The sequence below is a fragment of the Pseudomonas frederiksbergensis genome (assembly GCF_003732275.1).
GTDB lineage: Bacteria > Pseudomonadota > Gammaproteobacteria > Pseudomonadales > Pseudomonadaceae > Aquipseudomonas > Aquipseudomonas frederiksbergensis_H.
In genome coordinates, this window is the sequence record NZ_MOBM01000014.1 from 1 (window position 1) to 26,601 (window position 26,601).

Sequence of the window (26,601 nt, forward strand, 5' to 3'; positions counted from 1 at the left end):
GCTATACACCCATTGCCCTATACCAGATTGTTGTCTGGTCATAGAGATTGAGTCGGCTCGAGCAAAAAAGGGATCAGCACGACGAATGCCAGTAAACCCGAATTCTCCTGGTGCCTGCGTATACACCCACAGGACTAAGCACAGTCCCTTCTAAGCACACGAACGGGGAAAGCCACGCAGAACAAGGGCTGCGCAGCACAGAGGAAAGGACAAGCAAAAGCGCAGAGACAGAGTCTCTGTAAAGGATGGCGCTGCGCGCTATTTGTTTATGTACCTTTGCCCTTTAGGCCTATTGTACAAAGGTACATTTGTACGTATATTGGGGCCTCACACACAGGAGGCCAACCAAAATGGCTGCAAGAGTCTGGACAATTCAGAACCAAAAAGGCGGCACCACGAAGACCACCACGGCGACGAATATCGCCGCCTGCCTGGCCACAGTTCACAAAAAGAATGTGCTCCTTGTCGACCTCGACGGCACGCAAGGTTCGGCCACTGACTGGGCCGGCGCGCGCTCCGACGACGCAGTGCCGATCCCGTGCGTCATCATGCGCGAGACAATCAAGCGCGACCTTCCGCGAATTTCCGCAGGGTACGATTACGTAATCATTGACGGCATACCGCAAATCACGCCCCTAACCTCCGACGCAATCAAGATCGCCAACCTGGTCGTCATCCCTGTGCAGCCGAGCCAGTACGACATATGGGCGACCCGCGACATGGTGCAACTGGTAAAAGACCGCCGCGAGGTAACCGACGGGACGCCTAACGTCGCCATCATGGTTGCCAGAGCAATCAGAAATACAAAAATCGAGAAAACCGCGAGCGATGCGCTTGAGGGCTACGAGCTGCCGATACTCAAGGCCAGAACCTACCAGAGCGTTTCGTATGTCAACGGGATCGCCCAAGGCCTCAGCGTGTTCGACCTACCAAATGACCAGGCTCAAGACGACATCAAGGCCATAACACTCGAACTCCTGGAGATGGACAAATGAGCAAGCCGTCACCAAAGATCAGCCTTGACCGGCCCAGCCGACCAGTTAGCGCGCCAGACGAGGCGCACCTCGAAAAAGCACGTCGCGCAGTAGTGTCCGATTCGACCGAGGAAAAGCAACTCAAGGCGATCGTACCGCTCAAGTACCACAGAGGCACCAACGACATTAAAAGCATGTCGACCGATAACGTCCCGGTTAAATATCTGATTCTTGAAGCGCTCGACGACCTATTCAAGAAGTACGAGCAAGGGAAGGGGCACTACAACGTCGAAGACCAGGCCGAGCTAAAACGTCGCCTTGAATCTTTGAAGTAAGAAGGAGCCTGGCAGCGGTTGCACCCGCCACCAGGCAAGACAGATAACCGAGAGGGGTTAACCATGTCCAAGCACGACTATATCACAGCGCGAGGCCTGTCCCTGCGCGAAGCCGCAGACCCAGCCAACCGCGCCAAGGTGCGCGCCTACCTCGAGCAAGAATGCTGCCTGATCGCCTGGCACGGCATCCTGCGCCTGATCGGGGAGGCGACCCAATGAAGCGACGCGACGACCCCACCGGCCTGCAGATCATCTTTATAGGCGTAGTCGCTATCGCCATGGGCCTGCACGCCATCGGCATGTTCATTTACCGCGTCTACACCCAACGCACGGACGACAAGCAACTCGACCAGGACGATCAAGCATGAAAAACCTACGAATCAGCGGGCTCCTGCTCGCCCTGGCGCTCGCTGGCGCCATCCAGCCAGCCGCCGCCCGCGACTGCGATATCGACCGCGACGGACGCACTGACGCAACGTGCGGCGGCCCTGATCGCGACCTCGACAATGACGGGCGCACCGACGCCACGTTCGGCGGCAGCGATCGGGATCTCGACAACGACGGACGCACCGACGCACGCTTCGGCGGCTCCGATCGCGACCGCGACAACGACGGACGCACCGACGCCACGTTCGGCGGCCCCGACCGAGATCTCGACAACGACGGACGCACCGACGCGCGATTCGGTGGCTCCGACAGACGCAGGGGCGAATGACATGGCTATCACCATCAACGTTCGCCAGAGTACCGGCGCCTACCAGGCGCGAGCGATGCGCCTCGGCGTCACCGCCAGTAGCGCGGAAGGCCCCAAGGCTGCAGCGATCGCCGTCTGCCGCAAGCTCGGCATTGACCCTGCGCTTCTCGAACAGCAACCCAACCAAACAACAACCATCACCTACACACACCCGCACCAGGAGCTACCAGCATGAGCCACGCCGAAAAAATGCAGAAAGCCGCTCGTATTTCCGATCTGGAACTTTACGACCTGGTCGTCGCCATGTACCCAGAGAAATTTGCCAGCCGCGACGAAGCCGGCGACGACTTATGGGACGAAGTCATGCAGTTTGTTGACGAGGAGCTATGCGGCGAGCTGCTCCAGGACGAGCAAGGACTGCGATCGCTGCTCGGCCGCATACTTCTTATGACCCACCCAATAGGCAGCGCACTATCGGGAAATCTGTATCACGCACTTGGCACAGTGCAGATCGATGGCGACCAGGTGCGAATGATGGCCGCCGCGAAAGCTCAGTTGACGTAAATGTAGCCAGCCCCACAAGCCCGCCCACTCGGCGGGCTTTTTGTTACCCTGCGCGCCTCAACCGAACGGAGATCCGCGCAGCATGAAAGCAAAGCCCATCATTATTGGCGTCGCCGCCGTCGCCCTGGTGGCGATCCTGATAAACGACCTGGTCAAGAAGGACGCGCACGCGCTCGAGCGCGTCAGCGATCGGGTAGGGCTCGCGGTCGACTGCAAAATCCTGAGCCAGGACGGCGGACGCTGGGGCGTGTGCCGGTACAAAAACGGCGCGCCGGCCAGCGTCTGGCTCGACCGGTCGGGGACGTGGGTCGCCGCCAACGGGAACGCGATCGGCGTCGTCGACAAGCTGGCCAACGTCGCCGACCTGCAGAACCTTCCCGCCGTCATGCGCGACTACAAGTCGCCGCCGACCATGCCGGCGGATCTGCTCGAGCAGTAACGCCAGAAACGAGAAAAGCCCCCACCGCCGCGAGGCAGTGGGGGCTTTTTATTGCTCAGTTATGCGACCGGCAGCGTCGCCGAGATCGAGCAGCGATAACTCTGCTGACGGCTTCCGGTAGCCGTTACCTGGTCGATTGACCACTGCCCGCGCATGAATGACGGCCAGGTGTCGTCGAGCTCGATCAGACCCTCGGCGCCGAGATCCGGATTCCCAGGGCAATCGATGCGGATTTTCTTTTCGCCGCGCTTGATCTTGCGCGCCATACCCTCGCCCGCGTCCTTTGCCTCGGCCTCGTTCTGATAGCGCTGCGCCACCTTCTTGAACGGCGCAGATCCTGTCTCAACTACGCATTCCTTGCCGCTGGCACCGTCCCACCAAACCGTCTTGCAGCCCTTGAACTTGACGCGACTTTCCTCGTCAAGCTCAGCATTGATAAACGATCGATCGTTCGGCGAATTGCCCTTCGTGACCGACAGCGTCACGACCGGTAGCGTCTTGCCCGACAGCGATTTCACCTCCCCACGCTTGGCCATGACATAGAGCTCGTTTACCGGCTTCGTCACGGCGTCGTATACCTTCGCAACGCGGGTCAGAAAGCCCATATCAGTTTCATTCGACTGATCCAGGTGCTCGACGACCTTGGCGTCGAGCTCGGGCGAGATCCTCGGCGAAAACCCGTGCTTGCTGGCCAGCTCTCGAAAGATCGCGCCAAGCGTGGTCGGGCCGTAGCTGGCCGATCGGCGCTCTTTGAACTTCGTTTCATCCGCCACCTTGAATGGCGCGGCCGTGGCGATAATCTTGAGCAGCGGCGGGAACAGCTGAGGCTGACAGCGCGTGATGTTGAACTCGCCTTTATCGACGAGGCCCGATTCGTGATAGCCGACCAGGAGCCCGATTTTCCCCTCGAAGCTGGGCATGCCCTCGAGGTCGTCGATCCGAACCGTCAGCTTCAACGTGTCCGACTTCACCCCCGAGGCGTCGACATGCTCCCAATCGACCAGGTGCGTATTGATAAGCGCCGCATTGGCGCCCGTGATCTGTACTGCAGGCGTAAACCCCAGCGCCATAAATCCTCCTCAATCCCACGCCGTAACCGGCTTGACCGGCGCCGGCCTTTCGGCAAGCTCCGGCAAATTCACCCACATATCACTTGGCAGCGCCGGCCCCAGCTCAGCCAGGCCCGGGTTTACCAGCCATAACGCCTCCTCGGCCGAGTCATCAGACCGACCCAGCTCGCGATACAACAGCAGATTCGCGGTATCACCCGCGATCGTTCGCACTCTGCGCATCAGAAGAACTCCGAAAGCTCAAGCGACCACTCCAGGAGCGTCGTCGTACCGTCATCGAGCACGCGCTTTTGCCCCTCGTTGACCCCGTCGATTCGCCAGCGACCCAACACCCGACCGACGCCGTCGATCAGCACATAGGGAACGCGGGCGTTGGCCATCGCGCGAAGCTCGTCGAGCTTGGCCATGCCCTCGGCCCACTGAGCCTTTCCATTGAGACGGATCTCCTCAAGGCCCTGCCCGGTTTGGTGCGACCGGGGCTTACTGCTGATTATGTCGAGGCTGACCCAGCCGCCCGTTGTCTTGCGATCAAGCGTTTCATACGGAAAACCGCTCGAGAGGCCGAACACGAACCCCCCGAGCGCCATTTGCTGCGACATCGTCAGTCACTCCCATCTGTCAGCGAGGCGCCGCGCCGCTGGCCCAGCGGATCGCCGGCCAGCGCCGGCAGCAGCTCAGCCTTTAGGCGCGCCAGCAGCTCGTCACCCATGCGCTTGTCATAGGCCGGATCTCCGCTTGGCTGCATATTGATTACCGGCGAGAAATTGACCGGCGCTTTGTTCTCGACCGCGCTCTGCGCGACGTCCTTGGCGACCTCGTCCGGAGCGCTCAGGCGATCGACCAGGGCGCCGAGCTTCTCCCCGAGCCAGTCCCCGACCTCAGTCCCGGCCATACTTCCGCCGATACCCCCAACGGCCGCACCGATCGCAGTGCCAACGACCGGGATCGGAATAAGCACCGTCCCGAGCGCAGCCCCCGCCGCCGCACCAGCCCAACCACCCGCCATCCCGCCGGCCATCCCGCCGACAACGCCGCCTATTTCCTTACCTCCCCCGGTTTCGACTGCATTCGCGACGTCCATCGCGCCGGCAGCGAGCGCCAACGGAAGCGCCGCCCGACCAGCCCATTTCGAGGCCGTCCCAGCGCCCTCAAAAGCAGACGCTGCCTTACCAAGAAAGCCAGGAGCACGCTCAGCTGCAGCAGCGCCCTTTGCGACAACCCCTGCGCTCTCAGCTGCAGCAGCACCCTTAGCAACAGCCGCACCAGGCGCACCAGGTACAGACGCAGCCGGAAGAGACGGCACACCCGGACCAGCTTTACCACCCGCAGCTACAGGGCCTCTCGACACAAGCGGCGCGCGCGGCTGGCCAGATCCCGGCGCCGCCGGCACAAACCTTTTTGGCCCACCGCCTCGACCCTTGCCGCCCCGCTTGCGGCGCCCGCCATCACCATCACCTCCACCACCTGGCGCGCCCAGGCGCCCCAGCGTGGAATTCAAGCGAGCAACAGCCAGATCAGCCTGGCGAGCCGTGCGCGCGGTGCTGGCGTCGAGCCTGGCCCTGGCCAAGGCCCCAGCATTCCCACCCTGACCCAGCATCAGGCCAGCGTACTTGATGCCAATCGTCGCCGCCTTGAACGCAACAAAGCCGCCGGCCGCGATCGCCAGCGCCGACGTAATGTTCGGGAATTTCTCCGCGAGATTGCTCAGCCCGTCAGCCAACCACCCGAGCTTAGGCAGAATGAAGTCGACCGCCGGCAACATGGCGTTGCCGATAACCGTCGATAGCCGCGTCATCTGCGCAGTAAAAGCGTTCCAGCCGGTGCGCGAGGTGTTGGCCACCCCGGCCGCCTCCTGCATCATCGAGCCGTTTTCGCCCAGGACGGAAGTCGCGTATTTCGACTTATCGCCGACCATCTTGAACGCGCGATCGACCTCGCCCAGGTTCAGCAGCAGCGGCTGAATCGCGCCGATCGACTCCGACCCGAAAAGCTGAGTGGCCAGCGCCGCCTGCTTTTCCTCCGGCTGCTCTTTGAGCTCCTGCAGAACGCGCATGATCGTCTCAGGCGCGTTTTTCTGCATATCGACAGCGAGATCCTCAGGATCGAACCCGATGTCCTTCCACGCCTCTTTCTGGCCCTTTGTCGCCGCCTCGCCCTTGGTCAGGGCTGATAGGAAGTTCTTGAAGCCAGTGCCGGCGATTTCCTTTTCGGTGCCCGGGTTCAGGAACGCAGCCGACAGCGCGGCGTTTTGCTCAGGCGTCAAGCCCGACGCCTTGCCCACGGCGCCATAACGCTTGACCACGCCGGCAATATCGGCTGACTTGGCGTTGAAGTTGTTGCCCAGGTAGTTCACGGAGTCGGCAAGATCGAGCGTCGCTGACCGGTCAAGCATCATGGACGCCTTCCAGCCGGCCATGGTTTCGCCGGAGTCCTGCGCACTCATATCAAAGGCCGAGCCCATGATCGCCGCGTCGCGCGTGAACTCAACAATCGACTTCTGCTTTTCAACCTGGTCGACGTTGCCCGAGGCGTCTTTTTTGTCGTTGCCGATCCCCGATTGACCCGCCGCATACTCAATTTTCGCGAGATCGACGCCCGTCATTCCTGACGATGCGATAAGACGATCGCTCGCCATCTTCAAGTTCTGCGAGGCCATCGCCTCTTTCTGGCCAGGCTCGAAGTTGATTACCTTGCCAACGTCAGCCATGGCCGACTGCATATCCATCGCCTGGTTAATTGGCCGCGTGGCCAAGTAACCGATGGCCGCCGTTTCCATAGCCTGCCCGCGCAGATCCGCGCGCTTAGCCTGGTTTGCGTCCATCTTGGCTTGGGCACGACTCACCGCCTCAAGCCGCGCCTTCTGAGCTGCCAGCGCCGCGTTGGCCGACTTCGTCGACGCCTCGAGGCGCTTCTGCTCGCTGGCCATCTTGCCAGTGTCCACACCGGCCGCAGTCAACACCGCCCGCAGCCGCTGCAGCTCGTTGCGCTCACCGCGAGACGCCGCCTCGAGCGTGCGAACACTGGCGGTCGCCTTGTCGCTCGACGTATCGAGCTTGCGAACCTCAGCCGTCGCCGAATTGAGCTCGCGCTGCAGGCGACTGACCTCGGCGCGACCCGTCCGCATTTGCCCAGCCGTGGCGGTTCCCGAGGCCTCGAGCAATCTGAGGGAGGCCGACGCCTGGTCAACCTCCAGCTTGAGTTTTTCCACCCGCTCGGCGCCGGCCTTCTGCTCGCGATTGAGCCGAACCTGCTCAACCCGGGCAAGCTGCAGCGCAGCCCCTGTCTTCGTGACTTTATCGGTCAGAGCCACGTACCCGTCAGCTGACCGGGCGACGCGGTTGAGCTTCTCCAGCTCCGCGCGCTGGCTCTTGATGTCCTCCTCGAGCTCGTTACCCTTTTTCTTGAAATCGCCGAACGTGCTCGAGTACGCATCGACCGCCGCCAGGCGTAGCGAAAACTTTGATTCAGCCATGCGCTACCTCTTTTTTGCACCCAGCTGCGCGATCGCCAGCTCGTAACGACGAAGTGCCTTCCCGGCGCTCCATTCCAGTATTTCCGCCTCGCTTACGTGGTAAACGAGGGGCACGATATCGAGGATTACGTCGATGTCGCGGACTGAAAGAAGGCACCCGGTTTGTTCAAAAAATCGTTGAGGCGCTCCTGCAGGTGCGACCAGTCAGGCAGGCTCAGGCTCTGCACGTCCGGAACGGACAAGCCGACGCAGTGCGCCGTGACGAAGTCCGCGCGATCGTTGGCCGTCTTGAGCTTGCGCATCATCTTCGAGACTTTCATCGCCGGCACTTCGATCTGCAGGCGATCGACAATCTTCGGAACGCCATCTACAAAGGCGCGAATCGGCACCAAAAGCGCGAAGTCGTCCGGGCTTTCCGGGGCGACTCCCGTGAAGAACGACGGCGGCATTTTGATGTAGTTGTAAATCCGCTCGACCAGGCTCACGTAATCGGGCTGCTTGAGCTGCTCGAGCACGCTCGGCGGCAGGCCGGTGGCCACCTCGACCAATGCCTCGAACTGCGCGTCGTCATCCTTGCCAGCCTTGGCCAACGCGGCGCGATGCTCCGCGACACTGATCGGCCGCAGCGGGATCTCGTGCAGTTTCTCGCCGCCGTCCAGGACGACCGGGAAAGTCAGCGCGTGCGGCGGCATTTTCCAGGGTTCGCCCTGGTCGTTTTGCAGTTCTATAGACATATTCACTTTTCCTTGAGGCAACAAAAAACCGCCCGAAGGCGGCTCATTGAATGGGGCAGAATTAGGACTGCAGCGTCAGGCGCCGGGCGCCCTTGAGGTAGTCGACGCCGTTGATAATGCAGACCTGCGTGCGCGTATCGATGCTGATAACCGGTACGCCGTTTTCCGTCCTGGTGTAACTGCGCAGGGAGATCTCCAGCGTAGTGACGGGCTTGTCGCCCATTTTCAGCTGCTTGTCTTCCTGCTTTTTCAGCTTGCCGGCGCAGATGTGATAAGCCCACCACTCGTTGCCGTCCTGATCCTCGCCAGCCTCCTGCACGGTCAGCAGCACCATATCGCCGCCGGCAACGCCCAAGGCGGTAAAGATCGGCAGGCCGACGCCCTGCAGAGTGATTTTCGCGGTCAGCGCTTTCATGCCGGTCGCCATTTCCTCGGCAATGAAGCGGCCGCCCTTCATTTCCTCGACATCGAATTCGATCGGCGGCGGGTCGAAGTCGTCGATAGTCGCCATCAGCGGCAGGCCCTGCAGGGTTGCCGTCATCGCCTGTCTTACGCGGTTAGTGAACATTAGAGAACATCCTCCAGGAATTCTTCGATGATGGCGTCGCTAGCGTTGAGCTGGTAAATCATGTGCTCGTTTGGCGCGTAGCGGCCGTATTCAATGCACACATACCAGGTGCCGTTTTTGTACTTCTCGACGGTGTTGAGCTCGGGGTGCAAATACACCTTGCCGCCCGGGATAACCTCGGACGCGACCAGATCCTGCATAAACGCATTGACCCGATCGACCTCCTGCTCCATCGCACGCTTGGTCAGGTTCTTGGACATGACTTTTTGCGCGCCCTTGATGAGCTTGCGCGAGATCGCGTCCTCGAGGCCGACGTAACTGATGAATTTGCCGGTGATCGAGCGGTTACCGATCAGCGAGAAACCGCCGAGGATGGTTCGGGCGTAGTAGCTGACGCCGTAGCGGTTGAGAAGGTCGCCATCGGTCGACTTGTCGATAATGTTGTACTCGACAGTGCGCGAGACGTCGGCCGCGTAGGTCACCTGGTTACCCGGGCTTTCCCACTGCTTGACCTTGCCCAGGGCTGCGATCGCCAGACTCGAAGGCGGCAGGAAGACATTCGCCTTCGCAGCCTTCGAGTAGACCGCTGGCATTTGGTGAATAACCAGACAGCGGTCATAACCCAATTCAGCCCCGCCGATTGCCTGGCTGTTCAGCACCTGGCCAGCGACAGGAACGTCTTTACCGTCCAGCACCACGCGCGCGCGCAGGCGCTTACCCAGCGACGCCAGCTCGCTATGCACGGACTGCTCGGACGAAAAACCCGGGGCGCCGATGATGGTCAGATCTTCCTGCGCAGTCGACAGCGCCGCCATACCCTGGAGCTGGCCAGACTCCGGATCAACGCCGCCAATGACGTTATTCCGGGTATCCGCAGGCGTCGCGCCCACTTCCACGACGACGACGTAAATCGGGATCTTGACGACCTTGAGGATGTTTTTAACGGTCAGGTACAGCGTCCCTTCCTCGGCGCCGGTCGTGTCGAGCATTTCGGCCTGCAGCTGGCCGCTGATGCGAAACGGTGCATTCAGCGGAACGCCGAGCGCACGGTTTGGCGCGGTTCCAACAAGACCGATAACGTTATCGCCGATCCCGCCCATCGCCTCGGGGGATTCGGTCGTCTCGATCGAGATCCCGTTGTGTTCGAAGTTCGTTACTTCAGCCATGTCTTACTCAGCCTTTGCAGTGGTTTTTTTAGCGACCGGCGCCGGGGCTGCAGGAGCAGCCTCAGCCTCAATCAGCGCGGTTTCTTGAAGGCGGCCCGCCGTTACCAGGGCGTTCGCCTGGACGTCGAGCAGGTCGACCGTGGAGCCCTTGACGGAGTAGTGACCGCCGCCAGTCGGATACGGAATCAGGACGGTGTAGTTTTTGCGGTTGGCCATGCGGAGATCTCCAGGCACAAAAAAAGCCGCAGCGCGGCTTTCGGATGGTTTCAGGAAGGGAAAGCAGAAAAGAAAACGCCCCGTCAGTGCGGGGCGCTTATTGGAGTGGACTCAAGAGCCATTCGGGCGCTTGCGGCCGGTGATCGATCAGCGGGAACTCGCCCGCATCTGGCCAGTTCCGAAGGGCACGCCGGTAGGCTTGCAGCTCCGCATATTGATCCGCTGAAAGCGTGGTCTCTACACCCTCTTCCTGCTCGTCACGATGGCGACTAACTACGCCATCGGTCTCTGCCAAGCGAGCATCACGCCAAGCACGCTCGATAGCTGCCAATTCCTCCGCGCCTGGCGGCGGCGGATCGATTGCAATCGGGTAGCCTGCCGGATCTGGAACAATCAGTTTTCCGACCGACTGCGCCTCGATCAGATGGCGATGCACCTCATCGGTAATCTCTCTCGCACCACTTGGAATGCTACAGCCCGGACTACCGATTTCACCGTGATCCTTTGTATCAAAGAACCCCCCTCTTACTTGATTAATACAGCCGTAATAGATGGTCACGCGAGCTCCTTAAAAGCCGAAGGCAATATAATCAAACTGATAGTTTTGGTTGGCCCCTCTAGAAACCATAGCTCCCGAGCGATCGCGGCCCGTATGCGTGAATGCATTCGGGCAATTACTCCATCCAGTAATTACCAAGGCGACACACGTCGACGGGAATGACACGGGGAACGTGATCTGAAGAAATGCCGCTGTCGATGTATTGGACACAGTGCCCGTCTTCATCGACAAGCCCGGAAGCTCCTGACTTGACGCCGCCAGACTAAGAACAGATGCAAAATCTGAGTTATTCCCCATAGCAGCAGTCGAATCAGTGATTAACCACTGATTTACGCCAATCGCGACAAACCTTGCAGATTGCCCGATCTTAAAAGGCACGGACGAAGTTAAAAGACCCTTCTGATCCTGCAGCGTAGCGCTGCCGCCAATAGCAACAACCCCGCTACCCGAAGTTGAAAACACATTAAAACTTGATCCTACCGGGACACCCATAGACGTCGGAGAAGGCAGGGTTAATGTGTAAACACCCGAAGAACTCAGCCAGAGAATTTTACCGATATCCGCAACTGTAAGAGCCCGCGACGCCGCAATAGATACATATCCTACAAGACTGCCCATCGCGCGCTGTACAAACTCTGTCGTAGCGAGAGCCTTAGTGCTATCAAACTGCGGCTGAGTTACCCAATTTGCGCCAGAAAACACCGAGGAATATTTAAGCGAGATAGAACCGCCGCGCAAACGCCACTCACCAGTCACCTTGATGAAATAGGCGTTATCCCCGAGCGCCATCACGACCGGCACTGCGAGGCCGGCCTGCGTGGTCAGCACATCACTACCTGACGGCAAGACAGTTACCAACCCACTACCAGCATTGACCACTTCCAGAGTCGCCCCGTGCGGCACCCCTGCCGTTGGCGGCAACGTCACGCTGATCGGCGTTGAAGATGCCGCGCTAACCACACCGCCAATACTTGAGCTCGTTAGAACCGTGCTGACCCCCACGACGCCCAGATTTGAATACTCAACACCCGCGCGCTTTACAAATGCCGTTGTGGCCAGCGACCCGCTGCTGTCGAACTGAACAGGTGTCGGCGCCGTCGGATTACCGCCGAACCCCGGCGACAGCAAACGCGCAAAACCAGCTGTCACGTCCTGAAAAGTAAGCGCGGTCGTACCGAGCACGATTGGCCCATCCGTAACCAACTGCCAAACCGTATCAGCCTGCGTCGCCCCCTCCTCAACTGCGACCATCATGTTTGGCGTCACTTTGGCGCTGTTATCCGCGTCTTTTGCCCGCGTCCAAGCGCCATTGGCTACAACGTAAGGCCCGTTTTCTTTTGCCAGGGTCTGGTTTTTAACGAGGCATCGATCTCCGGCCACCAAGGCGCGCCCATCAATGACTTGCGCACCGACCAGCACGATATTCGCCGTAGTCGCCGCTCGCACAGACTGCTTTTGATCGAGCTTGGCGAGCTCGTCAGCGACATAACTCGCAACCCAAGCCCGAGTCGCCTTAACGACTGTATCGTCGATCAACAGCGTTACCAGGGCTGCGTTGCTGGTCTCGAAAATCGACCGGATGTAAAACTCTTTTCCAGAACCAGACGACGCCAATACCGGCTTAAATGACTCAGGATATTTGACGATCGCGTACAGAATACCGGTATCAGTCCAGAGCCCAGCCTCGCGCACATACCAACCACCAACCTCAGCCGGGATCGTTACCTCAGCCAGTAGCCAACTAGGATTGGCCTGATCCTGAAACAGCGCGTTCAAGTCACCGCGCCAGACCTCGCGCTTTAGCGCGGTCGCCGTCGCGTCCGGGTTATAGACTGAGCCGTTGCCATCGCCGACAGACATTTTTGCCAGCTTGATAGGCGTTCCGGCCGCCTTGCAGGCGGTTTCGTAAGCAATCCCCGCGTTGGTCAGCAAGGTATAAAAGTCAGCCATTTAGGCCCCCTGAGGATAAATAGTGGTCGTCTCAACGATGTAGTGCCCCACGGCCACGAATGACCGGCCGGAAGCTTCAAGCCCATCGAGAACAAGCGGATAAATGGTGGCCAGCTCGCCGCAGATCGTCGCGGCGCCGATGTAGTGCGTACCGGACGAATTCAGCCCCACGGTGACCGACAGAGTGTCGCGCTCGCTTTTCGCATCAGCGAGCCGGCGGTCTAGTCGCTCGTTGATTTCTTCGCTATACGGCAGCTGCGAAAACGCCCGCACCGTGAAGCTGTACGGAGGCCCTGGCGGCGTGCGCTCGAACCAGGCGGTTACCTCGGGGATCAACTGCAACCCCTTGACCGCGTTTTCCAGCGCCTTGCGGGTGCCGGCCTGACGCTTCGTCGGCCACGCTAGCGCAACCGTCAGCCGCTTTTCAGCCTCGGGCGCCGCAGGACTCCATTCACTGACGCCGCGATCGGCCGCCAGGTACGGCAGAAACTCGACCGGCGTTTCCTGAGGATTCATCAGCTCGGGAAACGGCGGCTCGATTCGCTCCAGGAGCTGCGCAAATCCGAGATCGAGCGCCGCCTCGAGCGCCGATTTATTCGCCGGCAACAGGCTGTGCCGTGGACGCTCGACGTCATCACTCATAGCGTCCGCACCTCGATCTCTACAGCCGTGCAGAACGGGGCCTGCGCGGCCGTGGTGACGATCGGCGCGAGCGGCTCGAGAACTTCGAGCTGGATGGCGCCGGCCGCGTGCAGCGTGTAGTCGATCCACGTTCGATCTACGCGGCCCTCGAGCCGGTGACAGGCCTTCGCATACGCCTGCAGCTGAGCAGCCGCCACCGTCTCAGTCAGCGCCGAATCAGGCCCGGGGTTGATGTAGGCAATGGCGCGGATCTTGTAGTTGACGATCTGCGCAGCCTGCACCAGCACCTGGTCAGTTTCCGGCTTGACGTCGGGCCGGTCGAAGTGCGATCGCACGGCGCCGAGCAGCGCCGCCGATGGCGTGCCATCGCCCTCACGCGACAACACCGTCACGGTGACCTGCCCCGGGGCCGTGCGGCGCCCGTTGCCGTCCTTCACCTGCGCGGCGAAGCCGTCAGGGTTGAACGTGTACGTCACAGTGACGATGCCGGCGACGGTCGTCTCGACCGAAACCCTCGGGCGCTCACCCAGCGTCAGCACTTCGCGGCGGTACTGCATGCGCGAGCCCGCGGCTGGTGCGTGCGGCGCCAGGTAATAGCGCAGCCTGGCGTCGTCGTCCGATTCCATCACGGGCAGCACAGGCGGAAACGCCGCCGGATCTCCCGGGGTAATGATCTGACGCTCGAGGCCCATGTCGGCCAGCCTGGCGTCAAGGTTCGAGCCATTGGCCCACCATGCAAGCATCTGCTTGATGCGGGCGTTGTATTTGCGTTCGTGCGTCTGCAAGCGAACCGTGAAGGCCTCGAGGGCCATCGTCAGCAGCTCGCTTTCGTTCTGCAGACTGACCTCGAGCTTTGCCGCGTTCTCAGGCGATCGGGCCGCCACATACTCGACCACGAACGCCTTGAATTCAGCGAGCAGCGCCTCGAACTGCTCGACCTTGACCATTTCGGGCTCGGCCAGCTGGTTTTGACCAGGTATAAGCATGCTCAAGTGGCCACCTCAAAAGTCATTTGCCTGTTTTTCCAGATGCCGGTCAGGCGCAGGCTCAGGCCTGTCGACCCGCGCGTCGCGACGATCGTCTCGGGGGTAAAGTCGCCGATCCCGTTCGCCTCATTGCAGAACGCCTCGGCCGCGTAGCTCTGAGCCAGGATCAGCAGCTGGTCGCCCTGGTTCTTTGTCAGCAGCGAAAAAAGCTTGCTGCCATACAGGGGCCGCTTCTGGCGAGTGCCGAGCGGGGTCGTCAGGGCGCGCTTTGCACGCTCGACGAACTGAGGCCAGTCGTCGACCGTGGCCCCGGTGTCTCTGTCAATGCCGATCATTTGGGGGCCTTTAGGCGGTGCTGATTACACGCCCCTGGTGATCCACTTTAGGGCCGGTGAAGTGAACCCCCTGCGCATCGAGCAGCATGCCGACCGCTCCGATCGTCAGCAGGGCGGTTTGTGGCGTCAGCGTGAGTTTCACTGCTTGAATGGCCAGCTCTATAAGCTCCTGAGAGGCCGTTACAGACGTTTGTCCGTTCTGCCAGCTCAGCGTATGGCTTGCGTGGTCGTAGCTGCTTTGCGTGCCGTCCGGGTACGTCCGGCGATGCAGCTGCGCCTCTGTCGATGCCGGCGGGAACTGATCGGAGATCAATCCGCACAGCGCGACTGAGTGCGCGCTACCGTCGCCGCCGCCGTAGTTGATAAGCAGGCACTGTTCGCCGGCCGAAGGGTGCCGCGTCTCGCTGATTTCGCCAGCGCTGGGGCTCATGTACTTGACCCACGGCGTCATCAGATCGCCGTGCTTGACCTTGCAGAGCCCCGTCGCCGGGTCGACCTGGTCAATAACGCCGATCCGATTATGGTTTTCAGCCCGGCGGCGAATGTCCTCGATTTCAGCCTCGAGCTCAGCCAGGCGCTCGATCAGCGGCTCGAGCTTCTGATTTACGAAAGCGTCGAACATGCTTACACCTCAAGCGGCTTGTATTGATCCGGGTCGGACAGATCCGGCGGGTTGTCATCGTCAGGCATGCGCCAGGCGATCAGCGGCATTCCGCCGATTACCGGATCTTCCGGCGTGCGAACGCGACCGATGCCCAGGCGCTGAGTAAACGAACAACCCCACGCCTCATACCCGCCCTTTCCTTGCTGGAAAATCGACGGGCTGCAGTGCATGTTTTCCGGCAAATCGCACTGCCGGCCCGGGAGCCCCCAGCGATTCGAGTCGACCAGGCGCTCGAGCGCGGTGGCCAGGTTCATCGCCTCGAGCGGCGCAAACTTTCGCCACCGCGCCACGACCGCGTGCAGCGTCACCGACACGTTGTGAACATGGCGACCGTCGGCCAGCTTCACACCCGGCCCCGTTCGCTCGATCTCGATCAACACCTCGGCGTCTCCCACCTCCCCGCCGAACTCGTCATAGTTGCTGACGCTCACGCCGAGGCCGGCGCCGTGGATCGCGTCGCCGATCGCGAAAAACAGATCGGAGACGTTATTAAGCTGTCTGGAAGACATGGCGCGCTTCCTGTTCAAAAAGTTCTACAAACCGCTGTTCGGCGCGCTTTTCCCATTTCTCAAGGGCCGTAACCCCCTCACTCGCCCAGTCTTCCACCACCTTTTCCAGCGGCAGACGCTCGCGCCCCTTGCGCCGCCAGACGAGCAGGTGTTTCGTTTTCATGGGGGAGATAAACGCGTCTTCGTAGGCGCGGTGCCCAACCGAAACGCCGGTCGGCGTCTGCTTTGGCGTGCCCAGGTAATGCACGCTCAGCGGCCGCAGACCGACCCACAATTTGACCTCTTTGGCCGTGGACTGGCTGAAAATGTCGAACCGGTGGCGAATCGGGCTCTGCGCAATGCGCAGCTCTTTGGCAATTTCCCGGGAGCTGTGCGTGCGCAACCACTGAGCCGTCTTGCGAAGTGCTCGAGCGGCGGCCAAGTCGAGCTTTTTGGCCGCCTGGCTGACCGCCATGTCGACAGCTCCCCAGCCGTCGACCTCAAACTTTAGTTGGAAGCCCGCCATGTCCCGCGCTCTCCAGGAGGCGCCGCGCGATCGCCGTAGGGCACCAACGTCAGAACGACACGCAGGCGGCCCAGCGGCTCGACGTCACCGATTGAATATTCCAAACCGTCCGCAATCACCTTCGTCGTGCGCCACTGCTCCGGCGCCTCACCGCGAGGCAACTGCAGGTGCCGCTGCTTTGGCGTGGCGCGAGACTGTGCGGCGCTCGGATCGATGCCAGAGCGGTAGAGCCCGCCCGAGCCGTCCGGCTTACCGAACATGCCGTCGACGTCGCGGGCGTCCCGGCCTGGCTCGATCAGCCGCACCGTGCAGCCGAACTCGTCAGGGTCGAAAAACGTCCCAAAATCGTCATCGCCTATCACTTGGCTGGCTTCGCTGCTTTGGCCTTCGCTTCCAGGGCGGTGACTTCAGCGCCGAGCTCGTCGCGCTTGGCGGTCAACTTATCCACCTCGGCGGTCAGATCCTTTTGCTTATCCGCAAGGCCCTCAAGGTCGACCGACAGCTGAGCCTTGCCCTGCTCGAGCACGGCGATTTCGTCCTCGAGGTCGCCGCGCTGTCGGGCGAGATCTCGCAGATCCCCGCCGATCAGATCAGCCGTCGCGTGCAGGTTGCGATATTCGGCGATCTCCTCGTCGGTCGCGTCGCGCGCCGCACCATTGGCAACCATCGTGTTGCGAAGGTCGCGAGAAACATCGAGCACCGTACCCGGCTCGATGAACTCAGGCCCTCGAAACGTCCCTCGCAGGGTCACAATCAAAAAACTTGCAGCCAGAACAAGTCCGTTCATAGCCTCACACCTCAATTAACACGCATAAAAAAAGGGGCCGAAGCCCCCACCAACTGCCCGCTAAGGTTTTCTTTTAGCCGGCCGGCGCCGCTTTACGCAGGCAGCTGAACGACTCCAGACGACGCGCGGCGGTGTCGACGTCCTGGAAAATGCGCATGATTACGCCATCGCTACCGGCCTTCTTGGCGGTGTCGATGTTGATGTCGAGCACGCCCCACATTGCGGTAATGACTTGCGACCAGTCACCGAACAACCAGGCATCAGACGGCATTTGATTCGTTGCAAAGGAGCGATAGCCGTTGACGGTGTTGTCTTGCCACAGGCGCTCGCCGGTATTGGCGAATACCTGAGTTTTCTTCGCCTTGCCGCGCTGCGTCGGACTGGTCAGGTAGGCCATGCCGGATTCATCGGCGTTCGCCTCGGCGATCGCCGTTTCCATATCGACGATATGATCCCATTCGGCGCGATCGGTGTAGGTTGCACCCTGCAGGCCTGGCTGATTCAACAGGCCCAGCGGCATGTTGTTCAAACCGGTGCCGCGCAGCTGTGCGTAGTCGATCGCAACCGCGATGCCTTCGATCATGTCCTGGCGCATCAGATTTTCGACCGACAGGCTCGACTGCTTGCGCAGGCGACGGGTCACGCCGATGGCGCCCGCGATCGTCTTCGGCGACAGGCCGAGGGTCGAGAAATCGAAGTCGGAGTCTTCCGGCTCGTTGTCTTCGTCCAGCCAGTAGAAATTGGTCCCGCTGGTTTTTCGCGGAATCGCCAGGTCGCCCTGCAGGCCACTCAGAACGCGAGCGCCCAGCCGGCCGATCATGGCCTTGTTGCGCAAGGTGTCGACGAATTGATCGATGCGCAGATCGGTTTCGACCAGCACGCCGCCCTTACCTGGCGTTTTCTTTTCCAGCTGACGCTGGAACAGCGATTCGTGCGGAACGAACAGGCCGCGAGCATCCTTTTTCGACGCATCGGCGATCGCCAACGAGATCGAGCGCTCGAAACCGGCCTCCTTCCAGTTGCCGGTAGCCATCGCGTTGATGGCGCGCATCAGCGAGTAGGTTTGCATTTCCTCGGGCTTTACACCGAGCTTGCCCATGTCCTGGCCTGGCTGCTTGAAGTTCGGCAGGTCGCGCGCCTGGTCGTCGGCGCCGTGCTGGCTCAGCGGCTGAGGCGCCATGCGAGCCAGAATCATGCTCTGCGTTTGGGTAACGGTATAACCGGCATTTACAGCCTGTTCAGCCAGAGCGCGCTGGTTGTGGGTGTTGCCCAGCGCCATGATATCGGCAACACGCTTGCGCTCAGCGCCGAGCGGATCGCGCGGCTCAGCCGGCAGGCTGCGTTGTTGATCTTTGGTGCCGTCGTTGAGGTCGGCGCCAGTTTCTTCAATTACAGGATCCATGCTTTTACCTTTGATTGTGATCAGGGTCTTTTCGGGAAGGGAACGGCCGACGCCGACGGTTGGGTCTGCCGGTACGGAAACGCTGGAAACTTCGTAGGGCTCCCAGCTGATGATTCGGTAGCGCTCCTCGCCGTTTGGCCCGTATTCCGGAACCATCAAATGAGCGAGGTAGCTCAGCGAAACGTTGACGCGGATCTCGTCCAGGACGTCTTGCCAGATCAGCTCGGCCGCCGGGTTGCGAGAGAAACGAACGCGAGCGCGCAACCGGCGGTCAGGCCCAAGCCAGCACGCCTCGACGACGCCGATCTGCAGGCCACGGTCGTGGTTATCCAGCAGGGGCGCGCGCTTCATTCGGGTTAAGTTGATGGACTCAGGCGAGTGATCCAGAACCTCGACCCCGAACTCCCGTTGCACGGGAAACTCACTCGAGATCGCGGCCTCGACCGTCCGCCTTTCTTTGTCGATCGTTGTCGAATCGATCTCTAACGAACGACTTAGCGGCGCGCTGGCCAGGGTTCGGCTTTGGTGTAGAAAGGCCGTCGACGTCTCAATCTTCGGCAAGGAGTTGGGCGTCAAGGATGGCTTTTGCGACATTCGGCGGCTCCGGTGGGGTTGGTAATTCAGGAGCCAGCCCACGGCGCCGAAGCTCGGCCTTTTCCCGTTCGAGCTCGTCCCAATGGTCGTCAGGGTCAATGCCTGCCTGCCGGACGTAGTGCCCGATCGACTTCGTGAGGTTGGTAATGCTTTCCGTGGCCGCCTTGCTGTCTTTCAGCGGGTCGACCCAATCCCAGCCGCGAGGAATCCAGCACAGTTCCGAATAGATCTCGAAGTTGCGGGGCGGCAGCGGGATAGCGCCGGTCAGCAGCGACATGGATAACCAGGCGTCGCCGACCGCCTCGAGGAGCGAGCTGATAACGAATTGCTGCGTCGACTTGTAAAAATCGCGCTCGTCGAGCTCGCCACTGCGCAGGCTCGAGAAACTGACGCCCTCGAGGTCGTGCGCAAGGCGGTTGTAGCTGGGGCCGAAGCCAGCAGCGACGCCGCGCAGACCTTGCTTCGTGAAGGGCGCGAACTGCGTCGGTGACGAGCTCGGCAGCGGCTTGTATTTCAGGCCGTAGGGAATCAGCTTGTTGGTGCCGGCTTCGAGGTGCTCCTCGACGTCGACGTCGTCGTCTGGATCGTTCGGCGGCTCCAGCCATTCGGCGTCCTGCTCGTAAACGCCCGTGACCTTCGCCTGCATTTCCGATTTGACCAGCTCCGCGTTGCGGTACTCGTCCAGGTGATGCAGCTCAGCGGCGGCGGCATGCGTCCAGGTGAAGCCCCGCGACTGATGCGCCCGCCATGGCTCGAAAGTGTGCAGGAGCTCTGTTGCCGGCACGCGCTCATAACGCTCCTCGGCACGCTGGTATACGTCGCCAGGGTGATTCCGGAGCAGCCAATAAGCGACAGGCCGCTCCCAGCTATCGCGCTCGACGCCCATCCGGATCAAGTTGCCGTTATCCAGCTCCTGGTTAAGATCGAGATCGAGGCGATCGATCTCGAGGATCTGCAGCGCAAACCCCCAACGGTTCGGCCAGTTGCGGATCAGCCGCACCATGACCTCACCGTCACGCGCCAGGCTCTCAAGCCACAGGTTCATAAACGTCGTGAAGCTGTATTGACCCGTGACGTCGCAGTTACCACGCCGGCAGAACTTGCGCCATTCGCGCTCGATCATCCGACGCGCCTTGCGGTTCGGCTCACCGTTGGCCATCACAGCCTTGGATTGCAGCGCAATACCAAAAGGCCCGACTACGTTCTGCTTGAGCAGCCGGTAAAAGCGCTTTGCATACGGGCTATTGATCGACTGCTCGCGAGCCCGAGCTCTCAGCGTATGGTGATCGCGGTAGATCTCCTGGTTAGCGTCCGCGTTGGTGCTGCGCATGTCCCAGCTCTGCGTCAGGCGCCCACGCTTGGCCGCCGAGAAACTGCGACTACGCTGCTTGCCGAGCCCTAAATCTGGTTCAACCCGCGCAGCCGCCACAGGAGCAGGCTTGCCCCCGGCCAATGCCGAGGCCATTCGCTTAAAAAGACTCATGGATCAGACCCCTACGCGCAGATGACGCACCAGGCCCGAACCTTTCCGGCGTAGCTGTGCCAGCTCGCGCTGGTACTGCAGCCGCAGTTCACGCAAACGCTCGACCGGAATTCTGGTGAGCTGCTGACCGTCGATTTCGTAACTTTGTTGATCCTTCGGGATACGCTTTTCGAGCGCTAACTCGATCAGCGCGATCATGCGGGTCGCGTGCGATCGCATATCTGCAGGGCCGGCGGTTTGCCAGTTGGGCTCGACTTGTATCAAGCCGCTGGCCACCGTGATCCGCTGATCCCCCTTGATGGCCATGGCAACCCAGCGATAAAGCCCAGGCACCCATTCGGCCGTCTCCGACGTGCTCAGCTCGACCAGGTAAGGGGCTGCAGCTGCAGCCTCGAACGAGTAGCTGGCCGGCCCATTCAATGCGTAATGCAGCGCCCAGCCGCTGGCGGCCGGAAACGCAGGCACGTCACGCGACCAGGCGATCGAATCGCCCGCGTGTAGGTTTGCGGGTTCCATTGGGTATCTCGCAGAAATGGCGGGCGCCTGGCGCCCTACCGGGTTGCTTTCTTGACCCTGAATCGAGGCCGCTTTTTGCGCGGCTCCTCTCCAGGTGCGACAGGCTCAGCGGGAGGCGCTGATCGAGGGGAGCGTGCTCGAGCTTGAGCAGGCGCAGTTTCCGGCTCCAGATCTTCGACCTGGTCATCCGGATCAACTTCCTCGACCTGGTCATCCGCTGGCGTCGCCATCGGCCCAGCATTTACGGCGTCGAATAGCTGAACTCGGGTCAGAGCGCCTGTCTTTCTGCGCTGCAACTTGTCCCGCAGGGCCATGATGTATTGCATTGCCTCGCAGTCCAGGGCGTGGTTTTCGCCTACTTTGACGAACGTCCCCTGAGCCTCGCGCCACTCCTCGCCCACTACCTCTTTGCAGTAGCCCTCGGTTACTTGCTGGTGCAGCAGCCACCAGCCCGTGCGGGTGTCCTCGCGGTTGAAGCGGCCGTGTACCCAGCGTTTGGCGAACGGCGAATCGAAAGCCCATCGAGCGTCGCCTCGCTTGCGCGTCTTGCCCTTGGCGTCGACTTCTACGATCTCTTTCCGAAACGGCTTGTCGAGACGATCGCGGCCACGCAGGGCAATCACTCTGTTTTTGTTGCCGTCGTTGATGAACCGATAGACCTGGTCATCGCGATAACCGATGTCGATCCCGGTCATGTTGATCGGATGGCCGTCGTACTCGGTGTCGATCAGATCGCCGAGCTGATCCCATACGCCGTCCTGGTCGGTATCGCCCCACAGTTCGCCATGCTCGAGGAGCATCGAGCCCATGCCGGCGAACCAGGCACGAACGACGTAAACAAGGCGCCGCTTTTGAACGTCGACCGTGCAATAGATTTTCAGCGGCTCGAGCAGCAGCTCGCCCGCCTTGTAACCCCAGCACATGGCCCTGACCTGATCCCACGTCGGCACGTCGCCGGCCTGCGCGTAGCACTCGCCAAAACCGGTGTTGTAAACGGCCAGCAGATCCGCAGGGTCGCCCGACAACTGCGCCGCCAATAGATCCTTGGCCAGGGCACCGTATGTCTTTTTCGAGGAGAACGAGCACAGGCCCGAGGCGGCGTATGTGAAGTGAGTCGAGCCCGCAGTATCCGCAACGCCTGTCACCTCACCGTCGCGGCTGATCGATTGACCAGGAGCAACAGCACGACCGCGCTCGTTCATCCAGGGGCGCCACTTGCTTTCGATCTGGCAACCACTGGCGCCACAAGTGAGGCGAGCGCCCCGCTGCGCCTCGTCAGGAGTACATTCGTTCTCCGCGCCTTTACCTGGCCACCAGAGCAGCCCCGACCAGGGGATAAAGTATTCGCCGCACTCAGGGCACGGCACCGCCCATTCGTGGCGCGTGCCTGACTGCCAGAGCTTCCAGACCGCCGAACCGAGCGACTTAACCGAGGCTACAGCCCAATGCTCGAGCCCTGATTTTTCGTGCCGGCGCTTGGTCACCCGGCCGTGCGTTGGCGTGGCCGTGTAACCAATTTTCGACCCGTCGTAGGCATCCCCCCGGCGCTCGACCAAGCTCACCGTGGAGCCCTCACCCGTGTTGACGATCCGATCGACCTCGTCGACCAGGATCAAGCCCGCCGAGTCAGCCGACAGACCAGAAGGCGAGCCGGCCCAAACGAAACGCAGCTTCACCCCTGCAAACCACTTCACGAACGTCGTCGATTTCTGCACGTTCATTTTTGCCAGGAGCGACTCACACTCGGCGAACATGTCGTCGAACTTCGGCACTACGGCGTCTTTGAGCAGCGGCGCGGTCGGCGCGACGTACATGATCGGCGTCGGATCTTCGTCCAGTCGGTGGCCGATAACGTTTTCCATCGTGACCGACTTGCCCATCTGCGTTGCCGTGATGAATGTCACCCGATCAAAGCAAGGCTGAGCGAAGGCCCACGAAACGGGGCACATGTAGGGGTTTACGTCAGGATTGAACGGCCCGGGCCGAGGCGAGCTCGGCGGCATGATTCGCTTGTCGCGAGCCCATTCGTCAGACGTCCTCGGCGGCGGCGCCTTCACCAGCTTCGCGGCGTAATGAATCGATGCGATCAACGTCCGAAGCGAGCTCACGTGATCGATGTTCGAGGCGGTCGGCAGTAGCTGCTCGGACTCGCCTCGCTTCTTCAAATAGTCGAGCTCGGATAAGTGCAGGGTCATCGATAAGCGCCAGATCAGCAGCACAACGGCTCGGCAGCGCATCGAGTTGCGTTGCGTACACGGCCGCGATGCTGGTGTTTAGAGAGACGAACGTTTCGTTGGGGATCAGTCGGCCGCGCACCTGGTCAATTTCAAGCTGCAGCTTTTCGCGCCTGGCGCGCTTGAGTAGCCGATCCTCAGTTGACGCGGAACTGAGCCCCTCCTCGTCGTCGCCGTCGTCGCCCATTTCTCGGCGAACTTCCTGCAGGATCAGCCACTCGATCGCGGCCTGGCTGTCGATCTCAACGGCAACCCCACGGCCGCCGCCACCTTTGACGGGCAATCCCTGCTCGATCAGCTTTGTGATCCACCGCTCTGACTTCCCCAGGAGATCAGCCAGCTGTTTTTTACTGATGATCTGACCCATGGGAGAAAGGACTCAAAAGGGCAAAAGTGAAAATGTACAAAGGTACAAAAGTCCTTTCTGACTTTTGTCCTTTGGCCACTCGCGGAAGTAGGTCGAGGCCCCGTCGCACCTGGCCGAGCGGTCAGGCTGGCGATGCAGGCAGGGGGGCCTCAAGTTCGGAAGTAAGGACTGAACTTTCAAAAAGCGACACGCGCGAAGGCCGCGAGTTAGTCACCCGTGAAGGGGGAGGGGTCGGGGGAGTACCTAAACCTTTTCGGCTGCACCATTATGGTGCGCGCGGCCGGCCGCGGGCACCATCAGCTCAGCGCAGAAGCCGCTCGCAACATCACCGACGAACGATTGATCGCCGCCCAAACCTTCGTTGACGTAAGCGCCAAGACCGGCGAGCAAGCCGGACTTGCAGGCTTGCTGAAGGTTCTTGCTGAGGCGATAACCCTCGAGCTTCCACAGCTCATCCGCTGCCAGCGTCTTGGCCTTCGAGATCGCCGCGTCGCGACCCAGCTTTTCGTGGAAGTTCGCCGGACTGACGCAAGACGACGTGCCCAGCGCGACGACGAATCCCGCCGCATCGATCGCGGCCGCGACTGTAGTTGTCGTGCCTGGAATGACGTAAGTGTGAAAGCTGAGGCTGCGCGTCAGTGCCTCGATCTGTGCGAGAGTTACACGGGGAGCTGTCAGGCCTAAAGCCGTGATTTGCTGCTCGAGCGCTTGATCGCCACTCATAGGGAATACTCCTGTTATGGGGCCTTGGCGGCGCCCTGGTACTGCAGCAGCAACGCCTGCAGCTGCGTCAGCTGCTCGGCGTTTTGCTGGCAGCTGGTGTAATTGCCGGCGACGGTTTCGGCGACGGTAGAGAGCGCAATCCCCGAGGGGGCTGCATCAGCGTCGCCGGCAGGATCAGGGGCTGGCAGAGGCTGGCCGCTGGCGGCGTAGTCGTGCAGCCGTACAAAACCAGCGTTGACAGTGCAAGCGGCGTCAGCTTTCGCAGAGACATAAACCGGAACCTCCTTAATGATCGTGGCGCCCTTCTTTTCGACTACCTGGACACGATCGACGTACTGAGTGACGACCCGGTCGCGCACAACGCCCAGCGCCTGGCCCTGCGCGAACGCCTTGGCGAGCCGGTCGCTTTGCTCCTGTGCTGCCTGCGCCTGGACATGATCGCCGCGCGCCATCCAGCCGAGGCCGAACAGCAGCACGCCGACCAGGAGCGCAGCAGCGACCCCGTAGATACGACTCATGGGCGCACCATATAAACCTGACGTTGAAGTTCGCGGCGGACAGGAATGCCGCCGCAGTTGTTTTTCGGCTGGCGACAGTCCCGGCCGGCTACGAACATCCACCGGCCGAACTGTTTCGCCGCCAGGTCGTGCAGGCCTGCTTTCGCGTACTGCAGTAGCGTCGACTTGGCCAGCGCGCGAAGCCCGAGGTTGTAAGCAAAGTCCGCAAGCGCGATTTTCTGGAACAGCGAGGCGCTTGGCACCTCACGCATCACAAAATCAACCGCCTCGCCGAGATCTGCCCGCAGGTAGGCCGCGCACTGCGCCGGACTGGCCTCGTCGCCACGACGGACGCCAAGCGTGTGACCGGTGCAAATCGTCCATACGCCCCCGGTGTCGGGGTAGGCCTCGTAAACCGTGCCTTCCATTTCCGGCGTCATCACAAGCAGCGCCGCCATGATGGCGGCCCGCTCGACCGGCGCCGGCAGGCCCGTCTCGTTCACCGTGAAGCCAGCAGCGGCGAGCGAAAACGTCACAGCAGCGACAATTCGCTGCAGGAGTGTCATTGCTGGCCCCCGGGATCTCCCGGCGCCTGGTCTGGCTTTCGAAAGCGCGACCAGGCGAACGACCAGGCGAGTTTGACGATCGGGTAAACCCACTTCCGACCAATGCTGTCGACGACCAGGAACAGCGCATAAAACGCCATCAGGCGGATCGTCCATTCTTGATAGGTCAAGCCATAAATCAGCAAGCCGCCGCCCATGGGCGCGACCTTCGCCCCCTCAGCCTTGGCCAGGCTGAGCAGCGATAGTTTTCCGTCTTCCACAAGCGGCGTCCTGAAATAGAAAACCCCGCACAGTGGCGGGGTTTGAGAGCGCAGGATCGATCCTGCAAAGAGGCAGCGCCTCTCATTTTTGCGAATCCCGGAAACGCAAAAGCCCGCTCTAGTGGCGGGCTTTTGTGGGATGTATCGCAGAGTGGTTAAAGTACCCTTTTTCGCGTTACTTTTGCAAGGGGCATTTTCACTTTTGCACTATTGCCCCTTTGTACCTTTGTCCAAAGCCCAGCCGGCGCAGGAGATCCTCCTCGAGGAGCGTCATAGCCGCAGCCCTATCAGGGTGAATCCATTCAAGAGGCTCCGCATCTTGCGGGCCTAGCTCGCGGCGCGACTCTGCCCATTCCTGCGCAGATCCGTAGACCATCACCGCAGGATATCCAGACCGGTTAACCAGCCGCATCTGGTGGGGCGGCATAGTTGGATCGGCCACCACCGGATGCCCGAGGAAATTCGTCACGCCTTTTGTACTAATGGCCTTTTGTACTTCTGACCATTTCAACAAGCCGACAGGCTGCACATCATCCTCAACGAGCCGACCGTCAGCCTTGCGCACAAAGTTCACGAACCCAGCCGGCTCGCGACTCATGAACGCATCGTGCTCCTCGCGCAGGAAAGGCACCTCTTTGCCCACCAGCCCCGAGTACCACATATTGCGATCATTACAGCCAGTAATCAGCAGCTTTTTCATTGTCACCTCACGGCGCGAGCCCAGCCGGCCCGCGCGCCTTCGATAGTGGCGTAACCCTCGTCGACGAAGTCGCAGCACGGGCAACGAGAG

At 61.0% G+C, this 26,601-nt stretch carries 36 protein-coding genes; 8 read left to right on the forward strand and 28 right to left on the reverse strand.

Features of this window, described 5'->3' with window-relative positions; all coding sequences use genetic code 11:
- Window positions 1–350: 350 nt before the first annotated feature.
- From parA to BK662_RS12000, 8 genes are all read left to right on the forward strand, one after another.
- Entirely contained in the window at window positions 351–995 is a 645-nt protein-coding gene (parA, locus tag BK662_RS11975) for a ParA family partition ATPase (protein ID WP_123358227.1), read from the forward strand.
- A complete protein-coding gene (locus BK662_RS11980) occupies window positions 992–1,309 on the forward strand; it encodes a hypothetical protein (RefSeq protein ID WP_123358228.1) in 318 nt (105 codons plus the stop codon). The genes parA and BK662_RS11980 overlap by 4 nt, the downstream gene beginning before the upstream one ends.
- A 63-nt stretch (window positions 1,310–1,372) precedes the next feature.
- Complete coding sequence (locus BK662_RS34770; protein WP_185047116.1) at window positions 1,373–1,528, forward strand: hypothetical protein; 156 nt, start codon at window positions 1,373–1,375, stop codon at window positions 1,526–1,528.
- On the forward strand, window positions 1,525–1,677 hold the full coding sequence (locus BK662_RS34775; RefSeq protein WP_185047117.1) for a hypothetical protein: 153 nt from the start codon (window positions 1,525–1,527) through the stop codon (window positions 1,675–1,677). The genes BK662_RS34770 and BK662_RS34775 overlap by 4 nt, the downstream gene beginning before the upstream one ends.
- Entirely contained in the window at window positions 1,674–2,024 is a 351-nt protein-coding gene (locus BK662_RS11985) for a hypothetical protein (RefSeq protein WP_123358229.1), read from the forward strand. The genes BK662_RS34775 and BK662_RS11985 overlap by 4 nt, the downstream gene beginning before the upstream one ends.
- 1 nt (window position 2,025) lies before the next feature.
- Window positions 2,026–2,238 (forward strand): hypothetical protein, encoded by a 213-nt coding sequence (locus BK662_RS11990; protein WP_123358230.1) that lies wholly within the window; start codon window positions 2,026–2,028, stop codon window positions 2,236–2,238.
- Complete coding sequence (locus BK662_RS11995; RefSeq protein ID WP_123358231.1) at window positions 2,235–2,567, forward strand: hypothetical protein; 333 nt, start codon at window positions 2,235–2,237, stop codon at window positions 2,565–2,567. The genes BK662_RS11990 and BK662_RS11995 overlap by 4 nt, the downstream gene beginning before the upstream one ends.
- An 82-nt stretch (window positions 2,568–2,649) precedes the next feature.
- Window positions 2,650–3,006: a hypothetical protein gene (locus BK662_RS12000; protein WP_123358232.1), complete on the forward strand. Its 357-nt coding sequence runs from the start codon at window positions 2,650–2,652 to the stop codon at window positions 3,004–3,006.
- Window positions 3,007–3,065: 59 nt separating this feature from the next.
- Here the strand turns inward: BK662_RS12000 and BK662_RS12005 are convergent, their stop codons facing one another.
- The 28 genes from BK662_RS12005 to BK662_RS12135 all read right to left on the reverse strand — a co-directional run bounded on the left by BK662_RS12005 (window position 3,066) and on the right by BK662_RS12135 (window position 26,511).
- On the reverse strand, window positions 3,066–4,076 hold the full coding sequence (locus BK662_RS12005) for a phage late control D family tail protein (protein ID WP_123358233.1): 1,011 nt from the start codon (window positions 4,074–4,076) through the stop codon (window positions 3,066–3,068).
- 9 nt (window positions 4,077–4,085) lie between these two features.
- The gene (locus BK662_RS12010) at window positions 4,086–4,298 is read right to left on the reverse strand and encodes a tail protein X (RefSeq protein ID WP_123358234.1); all 213 of its coding nucleotides are present in this window, start codon (window positions 4,296–4,298) and stop codon (window positions 4,086–4,088) included.
- Complete coding sequence (locus tag BK662_RS12015; protein WP_123358235.1) at window positions 4,298–4,675, reverse strand: phage tail protein; 378 nt, start codon at window positions 4,673–4,675, stop codon at window positions 4,298–4,300. The genes BK662_RS12010 and BK662_RS12015 overlap by 1 nt, the downstream gene beginning before the upstream one ends.
- Before the next feature lie 2 nt (window positions 4,676–4,677).
- Complete coding sequence (locus tag BK662_RS35690; protein ID WP_123358236.1) at window positions 4,678–7,548, reverse strand: phage tail tape measure protein; 2,871 nt, start codon at window positions 7,546–7,548, stop codon at window positions 4,678–4,680.
- A 125-nt stretch (window positions 7,549–7,673) separates the two neighbouring features.
- Window positions 7,674–8,282 carry a phage tail assembly protein gene (locus BK662_RS12025; RefSeq protein ID WP_123358237.1) on the reverse strand — a complete coding sequence of 203 codons (609 nt, stop codon included), beginning with the start codon at window positions 8,280–8,282 and terminating at the stop codon, window positions 7,674–7,676.
- Between the two features lie 61 nt (window positions 8,283–8,343).
- The gene (locus BK662_RS12030; RefSeq protein ID WP_123358238.1) at window positions 8,344–8,850 is read right to left on the reverse strand and encodes a phage major tail tube protein; all 507 of its coding nucleotides are present in this window, start codon (window positions 8,848–8,850) and stop codon (window positions 8,344–8,346) included.
- Window positions 8,850–10,016: a phage tail sheath protein gene (locus BK662_RS12035; protein ID WP_123358239.1), complete on the reverse strand. Its 1,167-nt coding sequence runs from the start codon at window positions 10,014–10,016 to the stop codon at window positions 8,850–8,852. Before BK662_RS12035 ends, BK662_RS12030 begins: the two co-directional genes overlap by 1 nt.
- A 3-nt stretch (window positions 10,017–10,019) precedes the next feature.
- Window positions 10,020–10,232, reverse strand: coding sequence for a hypothetical protein (locus BK662_RS12040; protein WP_123358240.1), 213 nt, complete (start codon window positions 10,230–10,232; stop codon window positions 10,020–10,022).
- A gap of 97 nt (window positions 10,233–10,329) precedes the next feature.
- Window positions 10,330–10,791: a phage tail assembly chaperone gene (locus BK662_RS12045; protein WP_123358241.1), complete on the reverse strand. Its 462-nt coding sequence runs from the start codon at window positions 10,789–10,791 to the stop codon at window positions 10,330–10,332.
- Between the two features lie 9 nt (window positions 10,792–10,800).
- Window positions 10,801–12,741, reverse strand: a complete 1,941-nt coding sequence (locus BK662_RS12050) for a phage tail protein (protein ID WP_123358242.1) — start codon at window positions 12,739–12,741, stop codon at window positions 10,801–10,803.
- Window positions 12,742–13,383: a phage tail protein I gene (locus BK662_RS12055; protein WP_123358243.1), complete on the reverse strand. Its 642-nt coding sequence runs from the start codon at window positions 13,381–13,383 to the stop codon at window positions 12,742–12,744.
- Entirely contained in the window at window positions 13,380–14,375 is a 996-nt protein-coding gene (locus BK662_RS12060; RefSeq protein ID WP_123358244.1) for a baseplate J/gp47 family protein, read from the reverse strand. The genes BK662_RS12055 and BK662_RS12060 overlap by 4 nt, the downstream gene beginning before the upstream one ends.
- Window positions 14,372–14,704, reverse strand: a complete 333-nt coding sequence (locus BK662_RS12065; RefSeq protein WP_123358245.1) for a GPW/gp25 family protein — start codon at window positions 14,702–14,704, stop codon at window positions 14,372–14,374. Before BK662_RS12065 ends, BK662_RS12060 begins: the two co-directional genes overlap by 4 nt.
- A gap of 10 nt (window positions 14,705–14,714) precedes the next feature.
- Entirely contained in the window at window positions 14,715–15,326 is a 612-nt protein-coding gene (locus BK662_RS12070; protein WP_123358246.1) for a phage baseplate assembly protein V, read from the reverse strand.
- 2 nt (window positions 15,327–15,328) lie between these two features.
- Complete coding sequence (locus BK662_RS12075) at window positions 15,329–15,877, reverse strand: hypothetical protein (protein ID WP_123358247.1); 549 nt, start codon at window positions 15,875–15,877, stop codon at window positions 15,329–15,331.
- On the reverse strand, window positions 15,858–16,382 hold the full coding sequence (locus tag BK662_RS12080; protein WP_221179101.1) for a hypothetical protein: 525 nt from the start codon (window positions 16,380–16,382) through the stop codon (window positions 15,858–15,860). Before BK662_RS12080 ends, BK662_RS12075 begins: the two co-directional genes overlap by 20 nt.
- A complete protein-coding gene (locus tag BK662_RS12085; RefSeq protein WP_123358248.1) occupies window positions 16,364–16,744 on the reverse strand; it encodes a hypothetical protein in 381 nt (126 codons plus the stop codon). The genes BK662_RS12080 and BK662_RS12085 overlap by 19 nt, the downstream gene beginning before the upstream one ends.
- The gene (locus tag BK662_RS12090) at window positions 16,741–17,169 is read right to left on the reverse strand and encodes a hypothetical protein (RefSeq protein ID WP_123358249.1); all 429 of its coding nucleotides are present in this window, start codon (window positions 17,167–17,169) and stop codon (window positions 16,741–16,743) included. Before BK662_RS12090 ends, BK662_RS12085 begins: the two co-directional genes overlap by 4 nt.
- Window positions 17,170–17,242: 73 nt before the next feature.
- Window positions 17,243–19,165: a phage major capsid protein gene (locus BK662_RS35695; protein WP_123358250.1), complete on the reverse strand. Its 1,923-nt coding sequence runs from the start codon at window positions 19,163–19,165 to the stop codon at window positions 17,243–17,245.
- A complete protein-coding gene (locus BK662_RS35250) occupies window positions 19,119–20,648 on the reverse strand; it encodes a phage portal protein (RefSeq protein ID WP_123358251.1) in 1,530 nt (509 codons plus the stop codon). Before BK662_RS35250 ends, BK662_RS35695 begins: the two co-directional genes overlap by 47 nt.
- A 3-nt stretch (window positions 20,649–20,651) precedes the next feature.
- Window positions 20,652–21,164 carry a hypothetical protein gene (locus BK662_RS12105; RefSeq protein ID WP_123358252.1) on the reverse strand — a complete coding sequence of 171 codons (513 nt, stop codon included), beginning with the start codon at window positions 21,162–21,164 and terminating at the stop codon, window positions 20,652–20,654.
- Between the two features lie 35 nt (window positions 21,165–21,199).
- The gene (locus BK662_RS12110; protein WP_123358253.1) at window positions 21,200–23,167 is read right to left on the reverse strand and encodes a terminase gpA endonuclease subunit; all 1,968 of its coding nucleotides are present in this window, start codon (window positions 23,165–23,167) and stop codon (window positions 21,200–21,202) included.
- A gap of 25 nt (window positions 23,168–23,192) precedes the next feature.
- A complete protein-coding gene (locus BK662_RS12115) occupies window positions 23,193–23,765 on the reverse strand; it encodes a terminase small subunit (RefSeq protein WP_123358254.1) in 573 nt (190 codons plus the stop codon).
- A gap of 243 nt (window positions 23,766–24,008) precedes the next feature.
- On the reverse strand, window positions 24,009–24,488 hold the full coding sequence (locus tag BK662_RS12120) for a Gp49 family protein (RefSeq protein ID WP_123358255.1): 480 nt from the start codon (window positions 24,486–24,488) through the stop codon (window positions 24,009–24,011).
- Between the two features lie 14 nt (window positions 24,489–24,502).
- Entirely contained in the window at window positions 24,503–25,006 is a 504-nt protein-coding gene (locus BK662_RS12125) for a hypothetical protein (protein ID WP_123358256.1), read from the reverse strand.
- Window positions 25,003–25,551, reverse strand: a complete 549-nt coding sequence (locus BK662_RS12130) for a glycoside hydrolase family protein (protein WP_185047118.1) — start codon at window positions 25,549–25,551, stop codon at window positions 25,003–25,005. The genes BK662_RS12125 and BK662_RS12130 overlap by 4 nt, the downstream gene beginning before the upstream one ends.
- Window positions 25,548–25,811 carry a hypothetical protein gene (locus tag BK662_RS34780; RefSeq protein ID WP_185047119.1) on the reverse strand — a complete coding sequence of 88 codons (264 nt, stop codon included), beginning with the start codon at window positions 25,809–25,811 and terminating at the stop codon, window positions 25,548–25,550. Before BK662_RS34780 ends, BK662_RS12130 begins: the two co-directional genes overlap by 4 nt.
- A 196-nt stretch (window positions 25,812–26,007) precedes the next feature.
- On the reverse strand, window positions 26,008–26,511 hold the full coding sequence (locus tag BK662_RS12135; protein WP_123358258.1) for a hypothetical protein: 504 nt from the start codon (window positions 26,509–26,511) through the stop codon (window positions 26,008–26,010).
- Between the last annotated feature and the right edge of the window lie 90 nt (window positions 26,512–26,601).